The 20,890-nt window shown below is 65.9% G+C and carries 17 protein-coding genes; 11 read left to right on the top strand and 6 right to left on the bottom strand.

Annotated features, from left to right (window positions below):
* The first annotated feature begins 10 nt into the window (after window positions 1-10).
* Window positions 11-523, top strand: a complete 513-nt coding sequence (locus tag Pla108_RS04615; RefSeq protein ID WP_146443468.1) for a rhodanese-like domain-containing protein — start codon at window positions 11-13, stop codon at window positions 521-523.
* Between the two features lie 160 nt (window positions 524-683).
* Window positions 684-2,375 (top strand): FAD-dependent oxidoreductase, encoded by a 1,692-nt coding sequence (locus Pla108_RS04610; protein ID WP_146444433.1) that lies wholly within the window; start codon window positions 684-686, stop codon window positions 2,373-2,375.
* Window positions 2,376-2,469: 94 nt separating this feature from the next.
* Here Pla108_RS04610 and Pla108_RS04605 read toward each other — a convergent pair whose 3' ends face one another.
* The gene (locus Pla108_RS04605) at window positions 2,470-3,819 is read right to left on the bottom strand and encodes a hypothetical protein (protein WP_197526242.1); all 1,350 of its coding nucleotides are present in this window, start codon (window positions 3,817-3,819) and stop codon (window positions 2,470-2,472) included.
* Window positions 3,820-3,832: 13 nt separating this feature from the next.
* On the opposite strand from Pla108_RS04605, the gene Pla108_RS04600 reads away from it, so the two are divergent.
* From Pla108_RS04600 to Pla108_RS04585, 4 genes are all read left to right on the top strand, one after another.
* On the top strand, window positions 3,833-4,945 hold the full coding sequence (locus tag Pla108_RS04600; RefSeq protein WP_197526241.1) for a GNAT family N-acetyltransferase: 1,113 nt from the start codon (window positions 3,833-3,835) through the stop codon (window positions 4,943-4,945).
* Between the two features lie 231 nt (window positions 4,946-5,176).
* A complete protein-coding gene (locus Pla108_RS04595) occupies window positions 5,177-5,872 on the top strand; it encodes a hypothetical protein (RefSeq protein ID WP_146443462.1) in 696 nt (231 codons plus the stop codon).
* Window positions 5,873-6,226: 354 nt separating this feature from the next.
* Window positions 6,227-6,928, top strand: a complete 702-nt coding sequence (locus Pla108_RS04590; protein ID WP_146443460.1) for a PEP-CTERM sorting domain-containing protein — start codon at window positions 6,227-6,229, stop codon at window positions 6,926-6,928.
* Between the two features lie 46 nt (window positions 6,929-6,974).
* Window positions 6,975-7,874: a hypothetical protein gene (locus Pla108_RS04585; RefSeq protein ID WP_146443458.1), complete on the top strand. Its 900-nt coding sequence runs from the start codon at window positions 6,975-6,977 to the stop codon at window positions 7,872-7,874.
* A gap of 105 nt (window positions 7,875-7,979) precedes the next feature.
* On the opposite strand, the gene Pla108_RS04580 is transcribed toward Pla108_RS04585, so the two are convergent.
* Entirely contained in the window at window positions 7,980-8,222 is a 243-nt protein-coding gene (locus Pla108_RS04580) for a hypothetical protein (RefSeq protein WP_146443456.1), read from the bottom strand.
* 226 nt (window positions 8,223-8,448) lie between these two features.
* On the opposite strand from Pla108_RS04580, the gene Pla108_RS04575 reads away from it, so the two are divergent.
* Window positions 8,449-11,388, top strand: coding sequence for a hypothetical protein (locus tag Pla108_RS04575; protein ID WP_146443454.1), 2,940 nt, complete (start codon window positions 8,449-8,451; stop codon window positions 11,386-11,388).
* A 15-nt stretch (window positions 11,389-11,403) separates the two neighbouring features.
* On the opposite strand, the gene Pla108_RS04570 is transcribed toward Pla108_RS04575, so the two are convergent.
* Both Pla108_RS04570 and Pla108_RS04565 read right to left on the bottom strand, forming a co-directional pair.
* The gene (locus tag Pla108_RS04570; RefSeq protein ID WP_146443452.1) at window positions 11,404-12,429 is read right to left on the bottom strand and encodes a DUF6666 family protein; all 1,026 of its coding nucleotides are present in this window, start codon (window positions 12,427-12,429) and stop codon (window positions 11,404-11,406) included.
* 301 nt (window positions 12,430-12,730) lie between these two features.
* A complete protein-coding gene (locus Pla108_RS04565) occupies window positions 12,731-14,056 on the bottom strand; it encodes a porin (RefSeq protein ID WP_197526240.1) in 1,326 nt (441 codons plus the stop codon).
* 516 nt (window positions 14,057-14,572) lie between these two features.
* Here Pla108_RS04565 and lepA point away from each other — a divergent pair.
* From lepA to Pla108_RS04550, 4 genes are all read left to right on the top strand, one after another.
* Window positions 14,573-16,456, top strand: a complete 1,884-nt coding sequence (gene lepA, locus Pla108_RS04560) for a translation elongation factor 4 (protein ID WP_146443448.1) — start codon at window positions 14,573-14,575, stop codon at window positions 16,454-16,456.
* A complete protein-coding gene (locus Pla108_RS04555) occupies window positions 16,453-16,872 on the top strand; it encodes a hypothetical protein (protein WP_146443446.1) in 420 nt (139 codons plus the stop codon). Before lepA ends, Pla108_RS04555 begins: the two co-directional genes overlap by 4 nt.
* 44 nt (window positions 16,873-16,916) lie before the next feature.
* Window positions 16,917-17,129, top strand: coding sequence for a hypothetical protein (locus Pla108_RS20830; RefSeq protein ID WP_197526239.1), 213 nt, complete (start codon window positions 16,917-16,919; stop codon window positions 17,127-17,129).
* A 225-nt stretch (window positions 17,130-17,354) separates the two neighbouring features.
* Window positions 17,355-17,726 (top strand): endonuclease domain-containing protein, encoded by a 372-nt coding sequence (locus tag Pla108_RS04550; protein ID WP_146443444.1) that lies wholly within the window; start codon window positions 17,355-17,357, stop codon window positions 17,724-17,726.
* 1 nt (window position 17,727) lies between these two features.
* On the opposite strand, the gene Pla108_RS04545 is transcribed toward Pla108_RS04550, so the two are convergent.
* Window positions 17,728-20,043: a PAS domain-containing sensor histidine kinase gene (locus tag Pla108_RS04545; protein ID WP_146443442.1), complete on the bottom strand. Its 2,316-nt coding sequence runs from the start codon at window positions 20,041-20,043 to the stop codon at window positions 17,728-17,730.
* A complete protein-coding gene (locus tag Pla108_RS04540; protein ID WP_197526238.1) occupies window positions 20,040-20,630 on the bottom strand; it encodes a hypothetical protein in 591 nt (196 codons plus the stop codon). The genes Pla108_RS04545 and Pla108_RS04540 overlap by 4 nt, the downstream gene beginning before the upstream one ends.
* Window positions 20,631-20,890: the final 260 nt, after the last annotated feature.

Raw genomic sequence — 20,890 nt, 5'->3', positions numbered from 1 at the left:
CAACACTGCGATGTACGCGACTATCTCGCCAGCCGAACTTGCCGAGGCCCTCCGGCAAGGAAATCCCAACCTCATCGACGTCCGCACGCCGGCCGAGTTCCGTGAGGTCCATGTCCGCGGCGCCCGCAACGTGCCGCTCGACCGGCTCCAGCCGGCCGACTTCAAGACGCACGACGGCCACTTGTATGTGATCTGTCAAAAGGGGAGTCGCGGCGCGAAGGCTTGCGACCAGCTCGCCGCCGCCGGCGTGGGCGACCTCAGCAACGTCGCCGGGGGAACCGAGGCGTGCGAGTCGGCCGGTCTGCCGTTCGAACGCGGGCGGAAGTCGATGTCGCTCGAGCGACAGGTGCGGATCGCGGCGGGGTCGTTGGTGGTGATCGGCACGGCGCTCGGCGCGTTCGTTCATCCCGCTTGGCTCGGTCTGGCGGGCTTTGTTGGCGCGGGGCTTGTCTTCGCCGGCGTCACCGATACGTGCGCGATGGGAATGCTGATTGCGCGAATGCCCTGGAACCAAACCCAGTAAAGCGGCCAATAAATAGGAATGCCGCATTCGACTGAATCCAAAGCGACGCGAGCGGAGTATCGGCTTAGAACGTTTAGCGTGACGCTTTGGACCGTACGAATCCAATTCTCAGCACAAGTGACGCCGGCGGGCGTCTCCTCCTTACCTATCAGCGATGCAAATGAAAGTTGTGATTGTTGGCGGCGTTGCCGGTGGGGCGAGCGCGGCGGCTCGGTTGCGGCGGCTCGATGAGTCGGCCGAGATCGTCATGATTGAACGGGGCGCCGAGCCCTCGTTCGCCAACTGTGGCATGCCGTATTACATCGGCGGTGAAATCGCCTCGCGCGACAAGCTGCTGGTGGCGCCCGTCGAACTGCTCCGCCAACGCCACCGCCTCGACGTCCGGACCCGGCACGAAGCGCTGTCGATCGATCGCGGGGCGAAGTCGGTGCGGATCCGCGATCTGCAAGACGGGCGTGAGTACGACGAGTCGTACGACAAGTTGATCCTCGCCCCCGGCGCCGCGCCGCTGCGGCCGCCGATCCCAGGGATCGATCTGCCGGGCGTCTACACGCTCCGCAACCTCGCCGACGCCGACCGGCTGCACGCGGCGACGCTCGCGGCGAAGCGCGCCCTCGTGGTCGGCGGCGGGTTCATCGGCATCGAGATGGCCGAGAACCTCGTGCGGCGGGGCATCGAGACGACGCTCGTCGAACGCAACGGCCAGGTGCTGACGCCGTGGGACGCCGAGATGGTCGCCCCCATAGCCGAGCGCCTTGCCGAGGCGGGCGTCGACCTGCGTCTCAATGACGAAGTGATCGCGTTCCAGGTCGATGGGGAAGGGATCCGCATCGAAACCAAGCGGGGCGATTCGATCGCCGTCGACTTCGCCGTCATGGCGATTGGCGTCCGCCCCGACAATCACCTGGCGACCGACGCCGGGCTCGAAGTCGGCGCGCGCGGCGGCATCGTCGTCGACGAGCAGATGGAGACCAGCGACCCCCACATCTACGCCGTTGGCGACGCCGTGCAGGTCCGCAACTATGTTACCGGACAGCCGACGCTGATCCCGCTGGCGGGGCCCGCCAACCGCCAGGGACGCATCGCCGCCGACGCGTGTGTCGGACGCCAATTGGAGTTTACCGGGGTGCAAGGGACCGCGGTCGTCGGCCTCTTTGACCGCACCGCCGCGATGACCGGTCTCAGCGAGAAGGCGTGTCGGGCCGCGGGGGTCGCGTACGACAAGATCTACCTCCACCCGGCGAACCACGCGGGTTATTACCCCGGCGCCGAGGGGATGTCGATCAAGCTGCTGTTCTGCCCCGACGAGGGACGCGTTCTTGGCGCCCAGGCGGTCGGCGGCGCGGGCGTCGACAAGCGGATCGACGTGCTGGCGATGGCGATCCAGGCGGGCTTCACGGTCTTCGATCTCGAAGAGGCCGAGCTTTGTTACGCGCCGCAGTACGGCTCCGCCAAGGACCCGGTCAACATGGCGGGCTTCATCGCTGCCGGCGTCTTGCGGGACGATCACCCGGTTATGTATTCCGAGGTGATCGTCGATGGGATCCTGCCCGCGAACGTCACGATCGTCGATGTCCGCACGCCGGCGGAGTACGCCGCCGGAGCGGTCCCCGGCGCCATCAACCTGCCGGTCGACGACCTGCGTGAGCGCCTCGACGAGATTTCGATCGATCAACCCGTTGTCGCCTACTGCAAGGTGGGCCTACGGGGCTACCTCGCGACGCGGATCCTGTTGCAAGCCGGTTACAACGCCGCCAACCTGACCGGCGGCTACACGACCTACCAACACGTCGCGGCGGCGAGACGGTTGAGCGAGTCGGCTACGGCGCCGTGTCCCGCAGGTAGCCTCTAGCCGGTAGGCCGGGACAAGCGAAGCGCAGGCCCGGCAGACCCCGAGAGAGACTCAACCCGATGGCTTGTCGGGCCTGCGCTTCGCTGGTCCCGGCCTACGACGACCTTATCTCTGACGAGCTGACGTCGACGCGGAAGTCGGTTTCGGGCACGCCGTCACAAAGCGCTCGCAAGGCGGGTGGCAACGCTAGGTGGTCGAGCCCGGCGAACTGGTCGTCCGCCATTCGTCCGAAGACGAGGAAGCGGCAGCCCCGCTCGGCGAGTGATTGCAGCGCCGCGTCGCGGGCCGCGTCGTCGGCGTAGTAGCGCCCCTGCCCGATCCGTTCGATGGTGTCGGCGCCAACAGCGAACACCGCGCCGGGGGCGAGCTCCGCCTTCTGGGCGAATGTCGGCGTCTGGGTCAGCCACAGCGGCTGGCCGGCGAGCGCGTGCGTGCGCCGTGTCAGCTCGATGTAGTCGAGCGGCGCCTTATCGACGTTGGTGATCGAGAGCTCAAGCACCACCGGCCGGCCGGTCCGCTCGGCGGCGTGGCGGGCGATCGCGGCGTGCCCGGCGTGCGGCGGGTTGAACGAGCCGGGGAACAGACAGACCGCCACGCCCCGCGGCGCCGGGGCGTGGTGGAGCGTCACCACGTCGCGCTCGCCGAGCAGCAGTTCAACCCACTCGGCAGGGGCGGCGACGTCCTCGACACTCGCCTCAATGCCTGGCGGCGTCTTTGTGAGATCGAGTTGATGCACGCCCGCGATCTGGGCGAGGGTGGCGACCACCGTGTGAGCGGTCGCCCCCTCCTCGTCAGCGCGCGAGCGGCGGCCCTTCTCAAACTGGAGCGTGACGAGGAGCGTCCGTCCCGCCGTTTGCACAGCGATATGCGCGCGGTGATCGCCCCGCTTTGGGCGGCTGCTGGCAAGGCTCGCCGTGCAGCCGACTCCGAAAAGCGTCCGCGGATCGGCGTCTGGGGCGAGCCGCCGGGCGCGTTCGAACCCACACATCGCCATCTGGCGGGCGGTCCGTTCATCGCAGGCGCGGGCAGGGGTCTCGTCTAGCCAGTCCGCCAGCGCCGTTTGGCAGTAGGGGACCACTGCTTCAAGGACCGTCGCCGACGCCCCGGGGACCGTGAGGAGCCTTTCGATAGCGCCGCTGCCGCCGCCCGTGATGGCGAGGACGCCCCGCCAGGGGGTCGCGTGGAGTCGCTCAATGAGGTCGGTGTGCATCATGGGGTTGATTGTAAGTGGCGGCGTCGCCTCGTCGATCAGGCGGCTGGGGTTGCCGAGACGCAACGTGTCGCCCGGACGAAACGCCGCGGGGGTGCGGCGGCGACAGCTGGGACGGTTTTGCCGCCGCGAACGCATCTCGATGGGACGCCGCGGTGGTCCGCCACGGCTCTGGCGCCCCGGTTGCAACTGGAGGTGGCACGACGGGCGGGGGTCCTGTCGCCTCTTCTTCAACCGGACGCATCCTATGGCTGACGTCGTCGAGCTCAATGACCTCGATTCGCTCCGCAGCTACCACCTAGCGTGGACTGCGCTGCACGCCGCGACGCCGCGAGCCTCTTACTTCCAAACCTTCGAGTGGCTCGAAACCTACTGGAAGCACTGCGGCGAGGGGAAACGGCTGCGGGTTCTGGTGGTCCGCTCCGGGGGCCGGCCGATCGGCATTCTGCCGCTAGTGGAACAGACCGAGCCGTCGAAGCTCGGCCCGGTGCGGGTCTTGACCTATCCGCTCGACAATTGGGGGCCGTGGTTCGGACCGATTGGCGCCAGCCAGACCGCGACGCTCGCCATGGCGATGAAGCACCTGGCCCGGACGCCACGCACCTGGGACGTGTTCCTGCCCCGCTGGACAGCGCACGACACCACCGACCGGGGCCGCACCGAGCACGCCATGCGATTGGCCGGCTTGCACGCCGTCGTCGAAGACGACCAATCGACTTCCGTCATCGAGCTCGATCGCTTCGCTAACTGGGAGGCGTACCTGGCGTCGCGGACGACGAAGGCCCGCCACGAGATCCGCCGTCAACGCCGGCGCCTCGCCGGGAAGCATCGAGTCACGTTCGTCCGCCACCGGCCCGAGGCGCTCCGCAACGGCGAGGGAGATCCGCGGTGGGACCTCTACGGCCAATGTTTGCAGATCGCCGAACAGAGTTGGCAAGCGGTCTCGCGCAGCGGGAACACGTTGTGCCACGGCGCCGTCGCCGAGATGCTGGTCGACGCCCACTCGCAAGCCGCCCGGCTCGGCATGCTCGACATGAGCGTCCTGTACCTCGACGACAAGCCGGCCGCCTACTACTACGCCTACCACTGCAACGGAGCGGTGCTCGGCTTGCGGACCGGCTACGACCCGCACTTCGCCGCCGGCGCGGGCACGGTGCTCTTAGGCAGGGTGATCGAAGACAGCCTGAACCGCGGCGACCGCAGCTTCGATCTGGGCGTTGGCGGCGAGGCCTACAAGGCGCGGCTGCGGACCATCGTCCAGAAGAGCAGCCGACTGACCCACATCGCCGCGGGCGCGTGGCGGCCGCGGGCGTTGCAGGCAGCCAGGCGGCTGGCCAATCGGCTACGCCCGGCCTCCTAGGCCCCCGGGAAACATTCCCCGCACTAGCAGGCCGCGAGTGGCGCAGCCTCCGCTTAGGCCGAGGTCATAAAATCGCGCTCATATCTCGCCGATCCGCGTAAAGAAGAACTGAAAGCGCTTGCATTGGGGTCGGACTCGGTTAAACATGACGACGCTTGTCATGCCCAAAAGGTCGTTGCGGAACACTTGTTCAGCGTCCTCGAGGGACCTTTTCACCGAGGAGTTGATCCAATGAGCCGCTATGCCGCTCTCTGCTGCGCGCTCTTAGCAGCGCCCGCCAGCGCCGAGACAATGTTGTTCGACTTTGGAAACACGGCGCGTCAGACCGCTGGGAACTGGAACAACATCGTCCCCGCGACGACCGACCTGTTCGCCGTTTTTGACGCCGACGGCACCATTCTGCCCGGCGTGACGCTCTCGATCACCGACACGTTCTTCCAGACGGGTGAGCCCTCGCAGATTGGCTCGGAGGCCCCGGCTGGCGACGCTGCGGGGTACCCGGTCGATGCGACCGACGACTACTTCTTCGGCCACTCCGGCCCGTTCGCCGGCGCCGACGACAACCCGTACGGCGAGGTGCGCCTCTCGGGCCTCAACCCCGCAACGGCCTACAACTTCACGTTCTTCTCCGCGCGGAACGGCGTCACCGACAACCGCGATACAATGTACACGGCCTCGGGCGCCAACAGCCTCAACGGCGTTGCGGTGACGTCGAACAATAACACCGAGGTCTTGCATCTGGGCGGCGTCTTCCCCGATGCCAACGGCGACATCTTTGTGGGCGTCGAGGCGGGGCCGGGCAACGACAACGGTAACGAGTTCTACTACATCAACCTGATGCAGGTGGACGCTGTCCCCGAGCCGTCGTCCGTGATGCTGGCCCTAGCCGCGACGGCGCTGACGTTTCCGAGACGCCGAGGTGCCTAATGCGGCCGGAAAGCAAGTCTTGTCGCACAGCGTGAAGGGGCGCCGTTTGCGTCACGGTAACGGCTACTTCGCACTCGTTTGTCGGTGATTTGAGAGTGGCGGTCGTTGGTGGTAAATCGACTACTGTTCCGCTTTGCGACGAGGTCCTATTGCGGGCCCGCCAACCCATTGCATCGCCAGGAGGGGGTGGCTAGTCTGCCGAATGAAAGTGCTTGAACTCTTCACGACGCCTTAAGGCGAAGTGGTGACGACGGCGCCTACTCTCTAATCCCTTTTCTTTTCTCAGCGGGCGGCTCCCAGGTTGGAGAGCTGATTCGTCTGCATCCTTGTTTCTCCTCAAGAAAGGTGTGTCTCATGAAGTGGATCGTTTCGTCCGCCCTCGTCTTGGGCTTGTCTCTGGCGCAGTGCGCCGTCGCCGCGAATGTGCTCTTCGATTTCGGGGACAGCTCGCAGCCAACGGCTGGCAACTACAACAACATCCTCGTCAATCCACCGGCGACGCTCAGCATCGCCGACGCAATCGACTCGGATGGCGCGAACACCGGCATCGGCATCTCGCTCAGCGGGTTCTTCCCGGGATCGAACACGGCAGGGCAGACCGCTCCCGCCGGCGCCGCCGGTGCGTTGCTCGAAGCGACGGCCACCCGTGACAACGTGTTCGGGCACACCGGCCCGTTCAGCAGTAACCCCGACGCGTCGCTTGGCACGGTCACGCTGACCGGCCTAAACCCGTCGCTGACCTATGACTTCACGTTCTTTGGCTCGAGGACGGGCGTCACCGACAATCGGGAGACTATGTACGACGTCAGCGGCGCCAACTCGGGGACCGCTTTCCTGAATGCGTCGGGCAACGTGAGCGACCTGGTTGTTGTCTCCGGTATCCAGCCGAACGGAGCGGGCGCTGTTTCGATCGACGTGTCCGCCGGCCCCAACAACGATAACGGCAGTAAGTTCTACTACCTTGGCGCGATGGTGATCTCGGAGTCGGTCCCCGAGCCGGCGTCGCTGCTGATCGCAGGGGTTGCGATGGGAGGTCTCCTGTTCCGTCGTCGTTGAGCTTATTCCTTCCCTGGCTCACAACGCCGACAACGGAGAAGCACTCATGTTCCGACTTCCGAGTCGGGGTTTCGGACTCGCCTTAGCGATCGCCGCCCTTGTGGCGGCGTCGCCGGCGCGGGCCGAAGACCCCTTCGACATCATCTACTTTGGCAACAGCTTTACGAACGCGACCTGCTGCGGCAGTTCTCGTTCGGTCCCCGATGTGATTAGCGACATCGCGGTGGCGGCGGGCCGTCCGGCGCCCCGCAACGTCAACCGTTCAGCGAACGGCCAGTCGCTCGCTTGGCACTTGGCGAACAACACGTCGGCGATCAACACCGCGATCCCCGCCGCGGAGGACTGGGACTTCGTCGTGCTGCAGGACTTCTCGACGGCGCCGACCCACATCGGCAACCTTTCGCAGCACCTGTCGAATTCGCTCGCGATGTACCAGGCGGTGGCGAACCGGAGCGCCGACGTCGTCCCGGTCATGTACGAGACCTGGGCCCGCGGGCCCGGCCACTCGTACTACGCCGGCGCCAACCCGACGTTCCCCGGCGGTCCGGCGCAGATGCAGCAAGAGCTCCGCGACGGCTACCAGATGTCGACCGCCAACATCAACGCGGTGGTCGGTTCAGAGATCGCCAGGCTCGCCCCCGTGGGCGACGCGTGGGAGGAGTCGGGCTTCCCGCTCAACTACTACGCGGGCGACATCTACCACGCGCAGAACCGTGGCACGCTGCTCAACGCGCTGGTCCTTTACGGCACGATCTACGGTGACTCGGCAACGGCCGACATCCCGCTGACCGGCGTGCTCAGCAGCCTCGGCCTGAGTGCGGCGGACGGCCTTTTGGTGACCGCCGCGGCCGACTCGGTGCTCGCGGTTGAGGTCCCCGAGCCGTCGTGCTTGGTGATCGTGATCGGCGCCACCCTGACGATGGCGACTCGGCGTCTGCGGCGCTGAGCGCCGCCGCACGCAACGTCGTAACAACGCAACCCAGCCGCGACGGAACGCTCCGTCGCGGCTGGGTTTTTTGTTCGATTCGCGCGAGTCAAACCGCCGCCGTGGTCACGGCTGCTTTTGGCTGATGCGGGCTTCCTTCTGGGCCTTCATCGCGGCCGCCTCGTTGGCGAGCTTGAACTCGGGGCCCGGGGCGTAGTACTGCACGTCGTCCGTCATGTAGTACGGGCTCGGCAGCGTCTGCCCCGCGATGTCCGACTGGCAACCCGTCAGGCACGGGCTAGCGGCGGCGACAAGGGCGGCAACCAGTCCGTAGGCCGAGAGGCCGAGTTTACGCGAGCCGTGATCCATTTCGATCTCTCCGGAGCGCGACGCGCCAGCTTTGGCGGCCGCGGCTGGATAGGTTGAGTGCGGTACGACGGCGTCCGCGCTGCGGGCCGTCACAATCCCTATCGGCGTCACAACCGGCAGACTTTCACAAAAACCCTCAACGCGACGGAATGATCACCGCGGGGTAGGGTGAGAGAGGGCGCAAGCTTGCCCTACCGCCTCGCTTTCTCACGCTAGCAACCCCGCCATGCCCCGAGCCGACTCCCTTGCCCCACGTCTCGCGGCGGCGCTGCTAGCGGCTCTGCTAGTGACGCTGACGATCGCGTCGGCCGCCTCGGCGCAGTTCGGCTCGTACCCGGGACAGACCTACTTCCGCGCGCTCGACGAATTGCATTCGGCCGACTTCAACCGGGCCGAACGGGCGATGCGGTCCGAGTTGCGGACGGCGGTCAAGACGATCGACTCGCGGTGGCTCGATTCGATCTGCTTCGCGACCGGCCTCGGCGAGGCGCTCTATCAACAGGGGCGGCTGGCGGAGTCGTTGACCCAGTTCGACGCGGCGCTCGACCTCTTCTTGGACCAAGCCACCTGGATGCGGCGCGTGCAGTGGCAGCAGTCCCCGCGCGAGGACGCCTCGCTCGCGCGGCGGATGCCCGCTTGGGCCGCAGCTGGCGGTGGCGTCGTTTACGCCGACATTCCGCGGAGCTTTCTCTACCAGTACGGGCAAGTCGACAACTCGGCCGTGCAGAACCAGGGGGGCGTTGTTCAACAGGCGCAGTACTGGAAGCTCGACTGCGAAGAGCTGTCGCGGACGATCGCGTGGGCGCTCTACCGACGCGGCGACCTGCTCGGGCCGCTCGGCGCTTACGACCGCCGGACCCAAGCGGTGGCGACCCGGCTCGCCGGCGGCGGGCTCGGGCCGGGGGGGCATTGGACCGCCGCGTGGACCGAACTCTGGTGGGGGCTCGCCAAGGGGGCGACCGGCGACGCCATCGAGGCGCTGCCGCACCTCCAGCAGGCGACGCTCTTGGGGGGCCGGATGCAGCACCGCCTGTCGGGCCTCGCCCTGCTGGCGCAGGGCCGTCTCGCCGCCGGGTCGGGAGACGGCGCCGGCGCGGGCCGGCTGTTGCAGCAAGCCATCTCGGCAGCCATCGCCTACGACGACTACGACGTGCTCGCCGAAGCGACGCGCGCCCTCCACGAATTGTCGCTCGCCGACCCGACCGCCCCCAAGCCCCCCCTCGCGCCGATCATCGCGATGACCGAACGGAGCGGCCTGTGGCGGGTGGCGATCGACGCCCGGCTGGCGCTCATCGAACAAGCGATCGTCGCCGGCGACCTCGTCAATGCGCGGGCGGCGCTCGGCCAGCTCTTCCGGCGCGAACGCGAGCCGGCCGGCGGCTGGATGGGGCGTGAAGCCGAACGCCTCGCCGCGATCGTTTCGGCCGCCGGCCCGTACAACGCCGCCGTCACGCAGGCGCGGCGGGCGATGATCGCGCAGCAATCTCAATCGCGACGTCTGTTGCAAGTGTGTGTCGCCGACGCATGGTTCGACGACGGCCAGCTGACCAAGCGGCTCGCCCGCCAAGCGTACGCCGAGGTCCTCGGCGACCCGAGCACGATCGCTTGGCAGACGCAGCCGCTCGACGCCCTCGCGGCGAACGCGGCGCCGCAGCGGGGATCGTTCGAGCGCTGGTTCGCGTCGGCACTGGATCGCCGCGACCCGCTGCTCGCCCTCAGGGTGATTGACCTCCAACGGCGCCGCGAGTTCTTCGCCAGCCAGCCTCTCGCCGGCCGCCTCGTCGCGGTGCGTTGGCTCATGGAAGCGCGGGACGATAGGCTGCCGCCCGCCGCCTTGGCGGCGCGGGCCGGCGTCGAGGGCGCCGCGCCCGAGTATCGCGAGCGGCGCCGCGCCGGCTCGATCGCCACCGCGGCGCTGCGGGCCGCGATCGACGAACAGCCCGACACCGCGAACCCCGCCGCGCGACGGGCGGCGAACGACCTCGCCGAGTCGCTCGCCGCTCGGGAACAACTCGTGTTGCGCGTCGCGCTGTCGCGGACGCCGACGCCGCTGGTCTTCCCTCCGCCGATCGATCCGGTCGCCGCGAAGGGGCGTCTCTCCGAAGGCGAGGCGGTGCTCGTCTTCCATCGATGGCAGGACGAGATCCACGCCGTCGTGTTGACCTCCGCCGGCGAGCACCTCTGGCGAGTTGGTCCGACCGATGAAGTAACCGCCGACGTCGAGCGTCTGTTGCGCGAAGTCGTTGGCACGAGCCCCAAGCAGACCTGGGACTCCGAGCGTCTGACCGGCGACGACTGGCGTGAGTGGGCGGACGCGTTGTCCGAGCGGCTCTTCGCCGACTCTCGGCTCGACGCGGCCACGCTCGAGCGGCTGTGGGTCGTCCCCGACGGGCCGCTCTGGCGGGCGCCGCTGTCGCTGCTGACGCTGCCGGGCGCCGACGACGGGAAGACACTCGCCGACGTAACAATCACCTACGCGCCGACCCCCGGCTGGGCGACGCGACCGCGGACCGAACCGATCGAGCGCGACGAAAAGCTTCCCACCTGGGCCGTGACCGCCGACACGAAATCGGCCGTCGAGGTCGAGGGGATCGATGTCATCGCGGCGGTCGCGAAAGCGACGGCCCCGCCGAGGGGCCTCGACGCCGGCGTGCCGACGGTCAAAGCGGTCGCCGGTCGGGTGCTGATCGACCTGGGAAGCAAGCCGGCCGGGATCGATCCGCTCGGGCTGCCGCTGACGCCGGGCGACCGGGGCGACCGCGAGGCGGGCGCGTGGAGCCGCTTGCCGCTCGCCGAGCCGACCCCCGTGGTGCTCCGCGCGATGGGAGGGGGTGAAGCGGGGGGCGCCAAGGTCCGCCGTGCCAAGGGCGCCGTCGCGGTTGGCGCGCCCGAAATGCAACTCATCACGTCGCTGCTCGCCGGCGGCGCCGAGCCGCTGCTGCTGGAGCGCTGGCCGACCGGCGGCGCAAGGGCGCGCGACTTTGTCGCCGAGTGGCTCAACGGGCTGGGCGACCTCTCGACGACCGCGTCGTGGAAGCGTTCGCAAACGCTCGGCCGCAGCCAACCGCTCGACCCGCTCCGCGAGCCGCGGCTCGCGCCGGGCGCCACCGCCGACCTCACGGCCGAACACCCGGTCTGGTGGTCGGGCTATTTGTTGGTGGACTGATCCCGTACGCCGCCATCAAGTCGGGCCTGTCATCCGCAGGTCGGTCGAGAACGAAGTCGGCGTCGCCACCGGCAGCAGCGGTGAGAACTGTCCGCGACGGGCGCACTTGACGCGACCGCCCGGATAGAACTGAATGCCCAGGAAGGCGTCGACCGTCCCGCTGTCGGCCGGGAAGATCAGGTTGGTTTCGCCGTAGATCGCCAGGTAGTTGTTGAGCGGCGCCAAGATGTCGGCGCCCATCAGGAACGAATCGCCAAAGCGGGGCGACGCGCCGGTCACCACGTTGTCCTCGCCGTGGCCCCAGGCGATGCCGCCCCAGGCAGTGGTCTGCACGCCGGTGGGCCACCAGTGGCGCCAGTACAAATGGCCCTGATCGATCGCCTCGAGGCGGACAGTCGCCGGGGTCGGGCTGTTGTAGACGCCGGTGTCGCCGCCGCTGGCGATGTTCGCTGTGATCCCAAACTGGTCGCATGCGCTGACGTCGTACGCCGCCCGGACACGCCACTGCTGCAGCGAGAATTGGTCGTACGAGTCCTCGTTGAGCCAGTCGTGCGTAAAACCCCACGAGAACCCCGAATCGGTCCGCTGGAAAAGACCGAGGGTCGTGTAACTCTGGAAACGGGTGGTCGACTCGCCGAGCAGCTCTTGAACCCTTACCGCGTTGTCGGACGCCACGAGGGTCTGGCCAATCTGCAAGCCGAGGCCGAGGCGCTCGCTCAGCGGCAGGCCCCAATTGGCATGCGCCTGGCCGCCGAGGTTGGCGTTGACCCCGAAGTCTTGCGGTTGCTTTGACCCGTCGATGCCGCCGAAGAAGGTCAGCTCGTCGAACCAGCCGGTCCCGCCGCCGCACGCGTCAGCGCATTCGGGGGAGCAACCGTAATCGCAGAGTTCGACCCCCGAGCTCTGCTCCGCCGCGAGAGTCGAAAATACGAAGGACGTGTCGTCGGCAGCCATCGCACGGGGGCCGATCGCTATCGTCGCCAGCACCATGACGGCGCGAAATGAAGTGGTTGGCATGTACTGGTTCTTGGTCGTTTCCATCGTACCGATTGCGGCATCCGCTGCCGTCCCGGTCTCTATCGCAAACCGAACAATCCTTCCAACAAGGTCCCGGAAGAAAGTTGCCCTGCGTAAGGCAGGGCGACTTTGGCGGGGCGGCGAGACTTTCGGCGGTAGGTAAAGAGCTTCGCCGCTAGGAATTATCCAAGACCGACCACGGTGGCTAGCAACGGCTTTCATGCCGCTGCACGAGGTTGTAGCGCCATTCTCATGGCGACTCCCTCGCCAGATTCCCCCTCCCAACCGAGGGTGAGGGGGATCCATGGGGCGCTGTCAGCACCACCTAAAATCCAATCTGCACCTGCGTTCGGAACAGCACGCCGCGGTCTCCGGCGAAGAGGTCGGCTGTCGTCGTCGAGACGGGCGAGCCGTCGAGCGCCGTCACGTCGAACGTGAATTTGTTGATCGGGTCGGCAAGCTTGCCGTCTCGTTTGCCGCTGCCCCAGTACCAGTTAAAGCCGCCGGCGTACTCGTAGGCGTCGCCGAACGGTCCCGAGACGTGCGACACGCGGCCGATGACGTCGAGCCGTTTGGGGATCAAGAACAGGCCGGCGTCGCAGCGGTAGCCGTGGTCGTCGATCTGCGAGACCACGCTCGGGCCGGTCGCCGTCAGGTCTTGAATCGAACGCAGGAACCACTCGGCCGATACGAACCACCCACGGTACTTCCAGCCAAAGTCGAGGCTGCTCTTCAGAACGCGATCGCCCAGCAGCTGGACGCCCGGGCCGAGGACGCCGAGGTCCGAGAGGCGTGTGCCGTCGGAGAGTCGCACGAAGTTGTCGTCACCGCCTGGGAAGCCCGCGTCGCTGCGGTCGTCCGACTTATCAAACGCCGTGCTGGCACCCAGGCGAACAACCGGCTCTGCGTGGCAATCGTAGTCAACGAAGGTGGCGCCGAAGTCTCCGAGAGGCTCCCAAAAAACGGTGGCGGCGACGCACAGGTTGTCATCGAGGTCGGAGGGCCGACGGGTGGACGTCGAAAGGCCGTTGGTGAACGACGTTTCATAGTGCCAGCCGTCGCCGAAATCACCGAGCAACCAAACGCCCTCGCTGAAGGCGCCACGGAAGTACTCGGTCGCCATCGACCGGTCGGCAAGCGTCAGGAAACGCGACGACAGGAGCCACTCGCGGTCGCTGGCGATCTTCCAGCGGCCGAACCGCAGCCGGCACGCCTCGTCGAACTCGTACTCGAAGAAGAAGGTCAGAAAGTCGGCGGTCGAGGCGCCGTCCGAGTCGCCGTCGAGGATGAAGTAGTACGACAGAGCGGGATCGACCGCGGTCCCCTGGATGTTTAGCCGCACCCGTTCGGCGTCGAAGTTGTTGCGGTTGCGGATGGTCCGCGTGACGCCCGCCGAGTCGGTCCAGGTTTCGGCGCTGCGAGCGAAGCCGGTGTGCCGCACCTGCAGGCGCCCGCCGATGTACATCGCGTAGGGGTCGCGCTCGGGATCGACGCCACGGATGAACAACCCTTTGTCGAAGAGGGCGCCCACCTCGTAGCGCGGCGCCAACGGGTCGTCCCCCGGCTCGCAAGCGATGCCGATGAAGGGTTGGTAGACAACCGGCGTGACCGTCGGCAGCGATACGCTAGCGGCGACAGCGTCGTCGATCATTGGCAGCCGCCGCGGCTCATCCGCGAGTAGAGCGGCCGGCGTGGAGAGCGCGCAGGCCGCTAGCAGCCCAACGGCGGCGAGAGTCAGTCGGCGAGAGCGGGTTCGGTCCACATTGGCTTTCATCGGCGCCGATGGCGGCTTCCAAAGAACGTTATCGGGCGTCCAACGCATCTAACTCACGAGACAACCAGCTCCCGCAACTCTCCCGCTTGCGGGCGACAGGACGATGATATGCCGTTTCGGTCGGTCGATGGCGTCATCAGGCAGGACGCCCGGCTTTATCACTAGGGCGTGCCGGGATTTTTGCTCAGCGTGTCGCCGGCCGATTTACCGGCGAAGAGCCGGGTTTTCTCGGTCATCAGCGACGCCGACGGCCGCAAAACGCCGGGGCGTCGCTCTTCCGTCGGGGCCGTCGGCAGAGTCAAATGGGGAGTTTCGGCGGCTTGCCGCCCCGGGTCGGGGTGCGCGCCGGACGTGAACGCCCCGCTCCCTCCCTCCACCGCTACCCGAGCCGCAATGGCCGACGCCCCCGCTAGCACTCCCACGCCCTCGAAACCCGCCCCGCGCAAGCGCAAGGCCGGTGAGCCGCTGGATCCCTCGCGGATCCGCAACTTCTCGATCGTCGCCCACATCGACCACGGCAAGAGCACCCTCGCCGACCGGCTGCTCGAGGTGACCGGCACCGTCACGCTGCGCGAGATGAAAGAGCAGCTGCTGGACGACATGGACCTGGAGCGCGAGCGCGGCATCACGATCAAGTCGCACGCCGTGTCGATGCGCGTCGATCGCGATGGCGAGGAGTACGAGCTCAACCTGATCGACACGCCGGGGCACGTCGACTTCCAGTACGAGGTGTCACGGTCGCTCACCTGTTGCGAAGGCGCGCTGCTGCTGGTCGACGCTTTCCAGGGGGTCGAGGCGCAGACGGTCGCCAACGCTTACAAGGCGATCGAGCACGACCTCGAGATCATCCCGATCCTCAACAAGATCGACCTCGTCCACGCGCGGCCCGACGAGGTCAAGGAAGAGATCGAGACCACCCTCGGGCTCGACGCCACCGAAGCGATCGGCTGTAGCGCCAAAACAGGCCAGAACTGCGCCGCGGTGATCGACGCCATCATCGACCGCGTCCCACCGCCGAAGGGTAACAACGACGCGCCGCTGCAGGCGATGGTCTTCGACAGCGTCTACGACGAGTACCGCGGCGCTATCATCTATCTGCGGCTGATGAACGGCATGGTCCGCCCCGGCGACCGCATCAAGTTCCTCCAGGCGGGGACCGAGCACGAGGTGCTCGAGGTCGGGCAGCTCACGCCGAAGCGGACCCAGCGCGACTTCCTCTCGACGGGGCAGGTCGGCTACATGATCTGCAACATCAAGTCGCTCGGCAACGTCCACATCGGCGACACCGTCACGACCGCGCGCGGCAAGCAGGCCGAGCCGCTCCCGGGCTACGACGAGCCGAAGCGGATGGTGTTCTGCGGCCTCTACCCGAGCGACGGGCACGACTTCGAGAACCTCCGCGAGGCGCTCGGCAAGTTGCAGGTGAACGACCCGAGCTTCGTCTTCGAGCCCGAGACATCCGACGCCCTGGGCTTCGGCTTCCGCTGCGGCTTCCTCGGCCTGCTGCACATGGAGATCGTTCAGCAGCGGCTCGAGCAAGAGTCCGACATGGACCTTGTGCAGACCGCCCCGAACGTCACCTACAAGATCCAGACCAACGACGGCGTCTGGAACGAGGTCCATACGCCGACGCGCGTCCCCGACGCGAGCGACATCAAGGAGTTTCAGCAGCCGGTCGTGCGGGTGAACTTTGTGATGCCGGCCGAGTATATCGGCGGCGTTATGAAACTGTGCTCCGATCGCCGCGGCGTGTTTGTCCGTCAGGAGTACCTCTCTCCGCAGCGGTCGATGCTGGTGTACGACATCTCGCTGGCGGAGGTGGTGTACGACATGCACGACCGCCTGAAGAGCATCACCCGCGGCTACGGGACGATGGACTACGAGATGAAGGGCTACGAGGCGGGCGATCTGGTGCGGCTCGATATCCTCGTGAAGGGCGACCGGGTCGACGCCCTCTCGATCATCTGCGACAAGCGCGACGCCGACCCCCGCGGCCGGGCCGTCATCAAGAAGCTCAAGGAAGAGATCCCCCGGCACATGTTCGAGGTACCGCTGCAAGCGGCGATCGGCACGCGCATCGTCGCCCGCGAGACGATCAGCGCCATGAGCAAGAACGTCACGGCCAAGTGCTACGGCGGCGACATCAGCCGCAAGAAAAAGCTGTGGGCCAAGCAGAAGGAAGGCAAGAAGCGGATGAAGTCGATCGGCAACGTCGACATCCCGCAGAAGGCGTTCCTGGCGGTGCTTGAGACGGGCGACGACGAGTCGAAGAAGTGAGTACCAACCTTGAGCAAGCGAAGCACCGTTTAGCCACTGCCGCGAGACAGGTCGCTAACGAATATGCGTTGAAGCTGGACGAGCTCAAGGCCAATTACTCGGACTTCGAACGCCCCGATTTCGTGTGGCATTATCTGCTCCAGAGCTTCGCTACGAGGGGTAGAGCGGATGGATGGCACGGACTCATCGGTAACCAAACGAACTATTCTCTAGTTACATACGATGCACTTGACGCCTTAGAAAATCGCTCCGCCCGTCTCGCACAAGCTGAGAAAGCCTGTCGCAACGGCAAGGTCCGAATGCCTAATCAGAAGGCGAATAATATCGCCACGAGCTATGAAATTGTACGCGAACTAGGCGGTCCATCATCGGCTCGACTCAAGCTCATCGACGCGAAGCGAAGATCGCTTTCCTGAGCCAATTTCACGGCATAGGCTCGAAATACGCTCGGAACATCATGATGGATGTCTACCATCCTGAGTTTCGACAATCGATTGCTATCGACAGTCGAATCCAATCGATCACTAAGATACTCGGTCTAACTTTTTCCACCTACGAAGGTGAGGAACGCTTCTATCTCGAAGCGGCAGAGCAGGCGGGTCTCAACGGTTGGGAGTTAGACCGACTAATGTTCAACGCACTTGATCGATTCAAAGTGCTACTGAGTCAGTAGTTCGTAGCACAACGCGGCGAAGCCGCTTCTTATCCCCTCCCCCTGGTGGGGAGGGTTTGGGAGGGGGGAAGAAGCGGAACACGCGCCGCCTCCGTGTAATTCGCTTTTGTGCTTTCGCCCAGTTACTTTGGCAAGCCGTGTATCCGGGGCTACCCCCTCCCCCGGCCCCTCCCCACAAGGGGGAGGGGAGACTCTGCGGCCATCATCTCCAGTAAGTAAACCGCCATGTATCGCGACGCGGAGCAGCGGGAGTTTGCGCGCAAGCTGCGTCGCGAGATGACTGACGCTGAGCGTAAGCTTTGGCGGTCACTACGCTGCGAGCAACTGCGTGGTTGGAAGTTTCGCCGACAAGCGGCGATCGGCGCCTACATTGTTGATTTCGTTTGCTTCGACGCGAAGCTCGTCGTCGAACTCGATGGTGGGCAGCACAACACAGCAGAAGGCAAGCACCACGACCTGCGTCGAACGGCGTGGCTCGAGTCGCAAGGCTTCCGCGTCGTGCGGTTCTGGAACCACGACGCCTTGGAGGACGCCGACGCTTTGGTCGAAGCGATCGCCTTCGCCTTAAAATGTCACACCGGGGTAGCCGGAACGTGACTCACGCCTCGCCGACGGCCGCCGGAACGTCCGAAGACGCTTCCGCAGCTTCCAACCGCAGCGGAAGGCAGACGACGAACGTCGTCCCGACGCCTACGGTGCTGAGCAGGTCGATCGTCCCTTGGTGCTTGTTGACCACCGCGTCGTAGGTGATCGCGAGCCCTTGGCCGGTCCCCTTGCCGACGTCCTTCGTCGTGAAGAAGGGATCGAAGACCCGTTCGCGAATGTCGGCGGGGATCCCGCCGCCGGTGTCTTCGATCTCGATCCGCACGAGGTCGCCTTCGCCCCGTGTGCGGAGGGTGATCTTGCCGAGGGCCGCCCCTTCGCCACTCTTTTCAACAATCGCGTCGGCCGCGTTGACGATCAGATTGAGGAACACTTGGTTGAGCTCGGCCGGCAAGGCGAGGATCACCGGCAGGCCGTCGTCGAGATCGAGCGTCAACTCGGCGGCGTACTTCCAACGGTTGCGGGCGATCGTCACCGAGTTGCGGAGGCACTCGTTGATGTCGGTCGCAACGAATTCGCGGGTGCCGGGGTGCGACATCGCCTTCATCGCCCTGACGATGTCGACGATGCGGCGCGAAGCCTCGGCGGTCTCTTCCAGAGCGGCGGGTGCTTGCGACGCCAGGCGTTCGTAGCGGACCTCTTTGATCAAGCGATCCACCGAGCCCTTCCGCTCCTCCCACGACTTGGCGGGAAGGTCGAGCGTGCCGATCAATCTGTCGACAATGTCAAAAAAGCGATGGTGGCAGTCTTGGAGGAACTCGATGTTGTTCGAGACGCACTGCATGGGCGTGTTGATCTCGTGGGCGATCCCGGCGGCGAGCTGGCCGATCGACTCGAGCTTCTGGGCCTGGGCGAGGCGGCCCTCGAGCCGGCGGATCTCACTGAGGTCGGTGATGAACGCCACAAACACCTGTTCGCCGTTGAAGACCGCGGCGTGGACTTTCACCTGGATCGGGTAGGTGACCCCGTCGACGCGTTGGTGCTCGGCTTGAAACTCGACGAGGACTTGGCGTCCCTCGATGAGCGGTTCGAGATCGGCAAGACAGCGATCGAGATCGGAATGGGGCACCAAGTCAACGGGAGACATCTGCAAGAGTTCTTCCCGAGAGTATCCCGTCGCCCGCACGGCCCCGTCGTTGACCAGGACAAATCGCAGGTCGGTCCACCGCAAGATGTAGATCTCATGCGGTGACTCGGTGATAATCTGAGCGAGGCCGGCCGCGCGCTCCGCGTCGGCTCGGGACGCGTCCAAGGCGGCGACACGCTCCGTGATGTCGACATGGGAAACGACAACCGACGCCGCTCCCCCCACAAACGGTAAGACGCGGATCTGAAACCAGCGAGGCCGATCCGGCTCGTGACAAGCGTACTCGTCGATGTAGCCGTCGCGACGCCCCTCGATCACGGCCTCGATTGCGTCGGCGAGTCGGGCGGCGTTTTCCTGGCACTCGCCGGTCGCCGCGCGACAAGCCGCCAAGTAGTTGGCTCCCGCGTCGATCTTCTCGAGGTCGCCACCTCGGGCCTCGGCGAACTCACGCCATACGGAGTTGGTCGAAACGATCTTCCCCTGCGCGTCGAGGATGCAGATGTGGGCGTCGAGAGAGTCGATGACATTCGATAAGTAGTCCTTTACCTGCGTCAACTCAGCCGTCCGCCGATTCACTCGGGCGTCGAGCGTATCGCGTTCCCGTTCCAACGAGCACTGTAGGTCCGCCATGCTCCGCAGATGAGAGCGGCTCTGGGCGACCCCCCACACAAGAAACGCCGTCTCGAAGAGCACCCACCCAGCGTGTTCGAAGACGCGGAGCACCTCCGGCGACGCGACGCCAAAGACCGACTGCGGCCAGAAGATCCCGCGGAAGAGGTGGTCAAAGAAGATCAGCGAGACCGCGGGAACGAACACCCGGTAATCGCGGTAGAACGAGAGGACCGCCAGCGAGCCGAAGATATGGAAATGCGCCTCGGTTCGCCCCCCCATCAAGTGAATAAACAGGGCGGAGAAGCAGATCTGGGCCGAGGCGATCACGATGCGCGTGTCAAACTCACCCGGTCGCTTTCGCGCCATCCAAATGGGAAACGTCGTCAGCAAGCCGCCGAGGACGACCGCCGCTAAGACGTGCACATGCGTCGAACTCGCGCCGCCCGACCAAGTCAGCGGAGAGATAACAACGGCGCACAGAATCGCGGCGGCCCATTGCCCGAGAAGCAAGTAAATGAACACCCGATCGGTGAGGGTCTGCAACTCCCTCAACGAATGCTGGAAGCGCTCGTCGGCGAGGTGCGATCGGGTTGGTTCCGCAGGCCGGCTCATGCCTCATCACCGCTTGTCGAGAACAGGGAACAGCCGTAAGTCGGCCGCGAGCTGGGCGACTCATCGGCGCCGTCGAGAACGCTGACGACGGCATGGCTGCCCGCGTTGGCTCCCTCGTGGCCGCGCGACCCGGTCACGCCACCGTGGTAATGCGGAACGCCGTTGCTGTCGTAGAGAACAACGCCTCCCGACGTGGCGATGCCGTACCGCCGGGCGCCGGCGCCATCCAGGTCGTCAATGATCGTTACGCCCGGCGTGCGACGGGCGGTGCGGACGATCGCGGAGTCGGACCAATCGGCCGACTTGTCCGACGGCCGATAGACGTAGAGCTCGCAAGTGAGCCGGTCGTCGTAACGCGTCAGTAGACGCCGGAGTTCGACCAGTGACGCCCCGGTGCAGGAGCATTGCGGGTGGATCGCCATGACGATCCGCCAAGCCGATGACCGCCAAGCTGATGGCGATCCGGCGTCGCTTTCTGCGTCGATCGGTGGCGAACCGGTCGGCCCGGGCGTCTTGCTGTAAACCGCTAAGGCGATAAACGAGGCTCCGACACAAAGCGCCCACAACAGGACGGTTCGCAGCGGCACGCCCGGACTGGGAGAACCCGCGACGGGCGATCGTGATAGCGCGGCGGACTTCTTGTCCCCGCGATCGCTGTCAGTCGTACTCATCGGCCCGGGGAGATAAACAAACATGGAGGGCCGTCAGCGATTGATTGGCCTCAAAACTGTTGCTTGTCTTTACCCCACGCGACGTACGGGATTCCACATCCTGGGGGAAGTTCCCAACCGGATAGACGGCACGACCCCTTGGGTCGTCTGCAATTCAGCCGAAGCATCGCTAAAAA

This window comes from Botrimarina colliarenosi (genome assembly GCF_007859955.1).
In the GTDB taxonomy this organism is placed as follows: domain Bacteria; phylum Planctomycetota; class Planctomycetia; order Pirellulales; family Lacipirellulaceae; genus Botrimarina; species Botrimarina colliarenosi.
The sequence above is the reverse complement of the archived record's forward strand: the minus strand, read 5'-3'. Positions and strand labels throughout refer to the sequence as shown.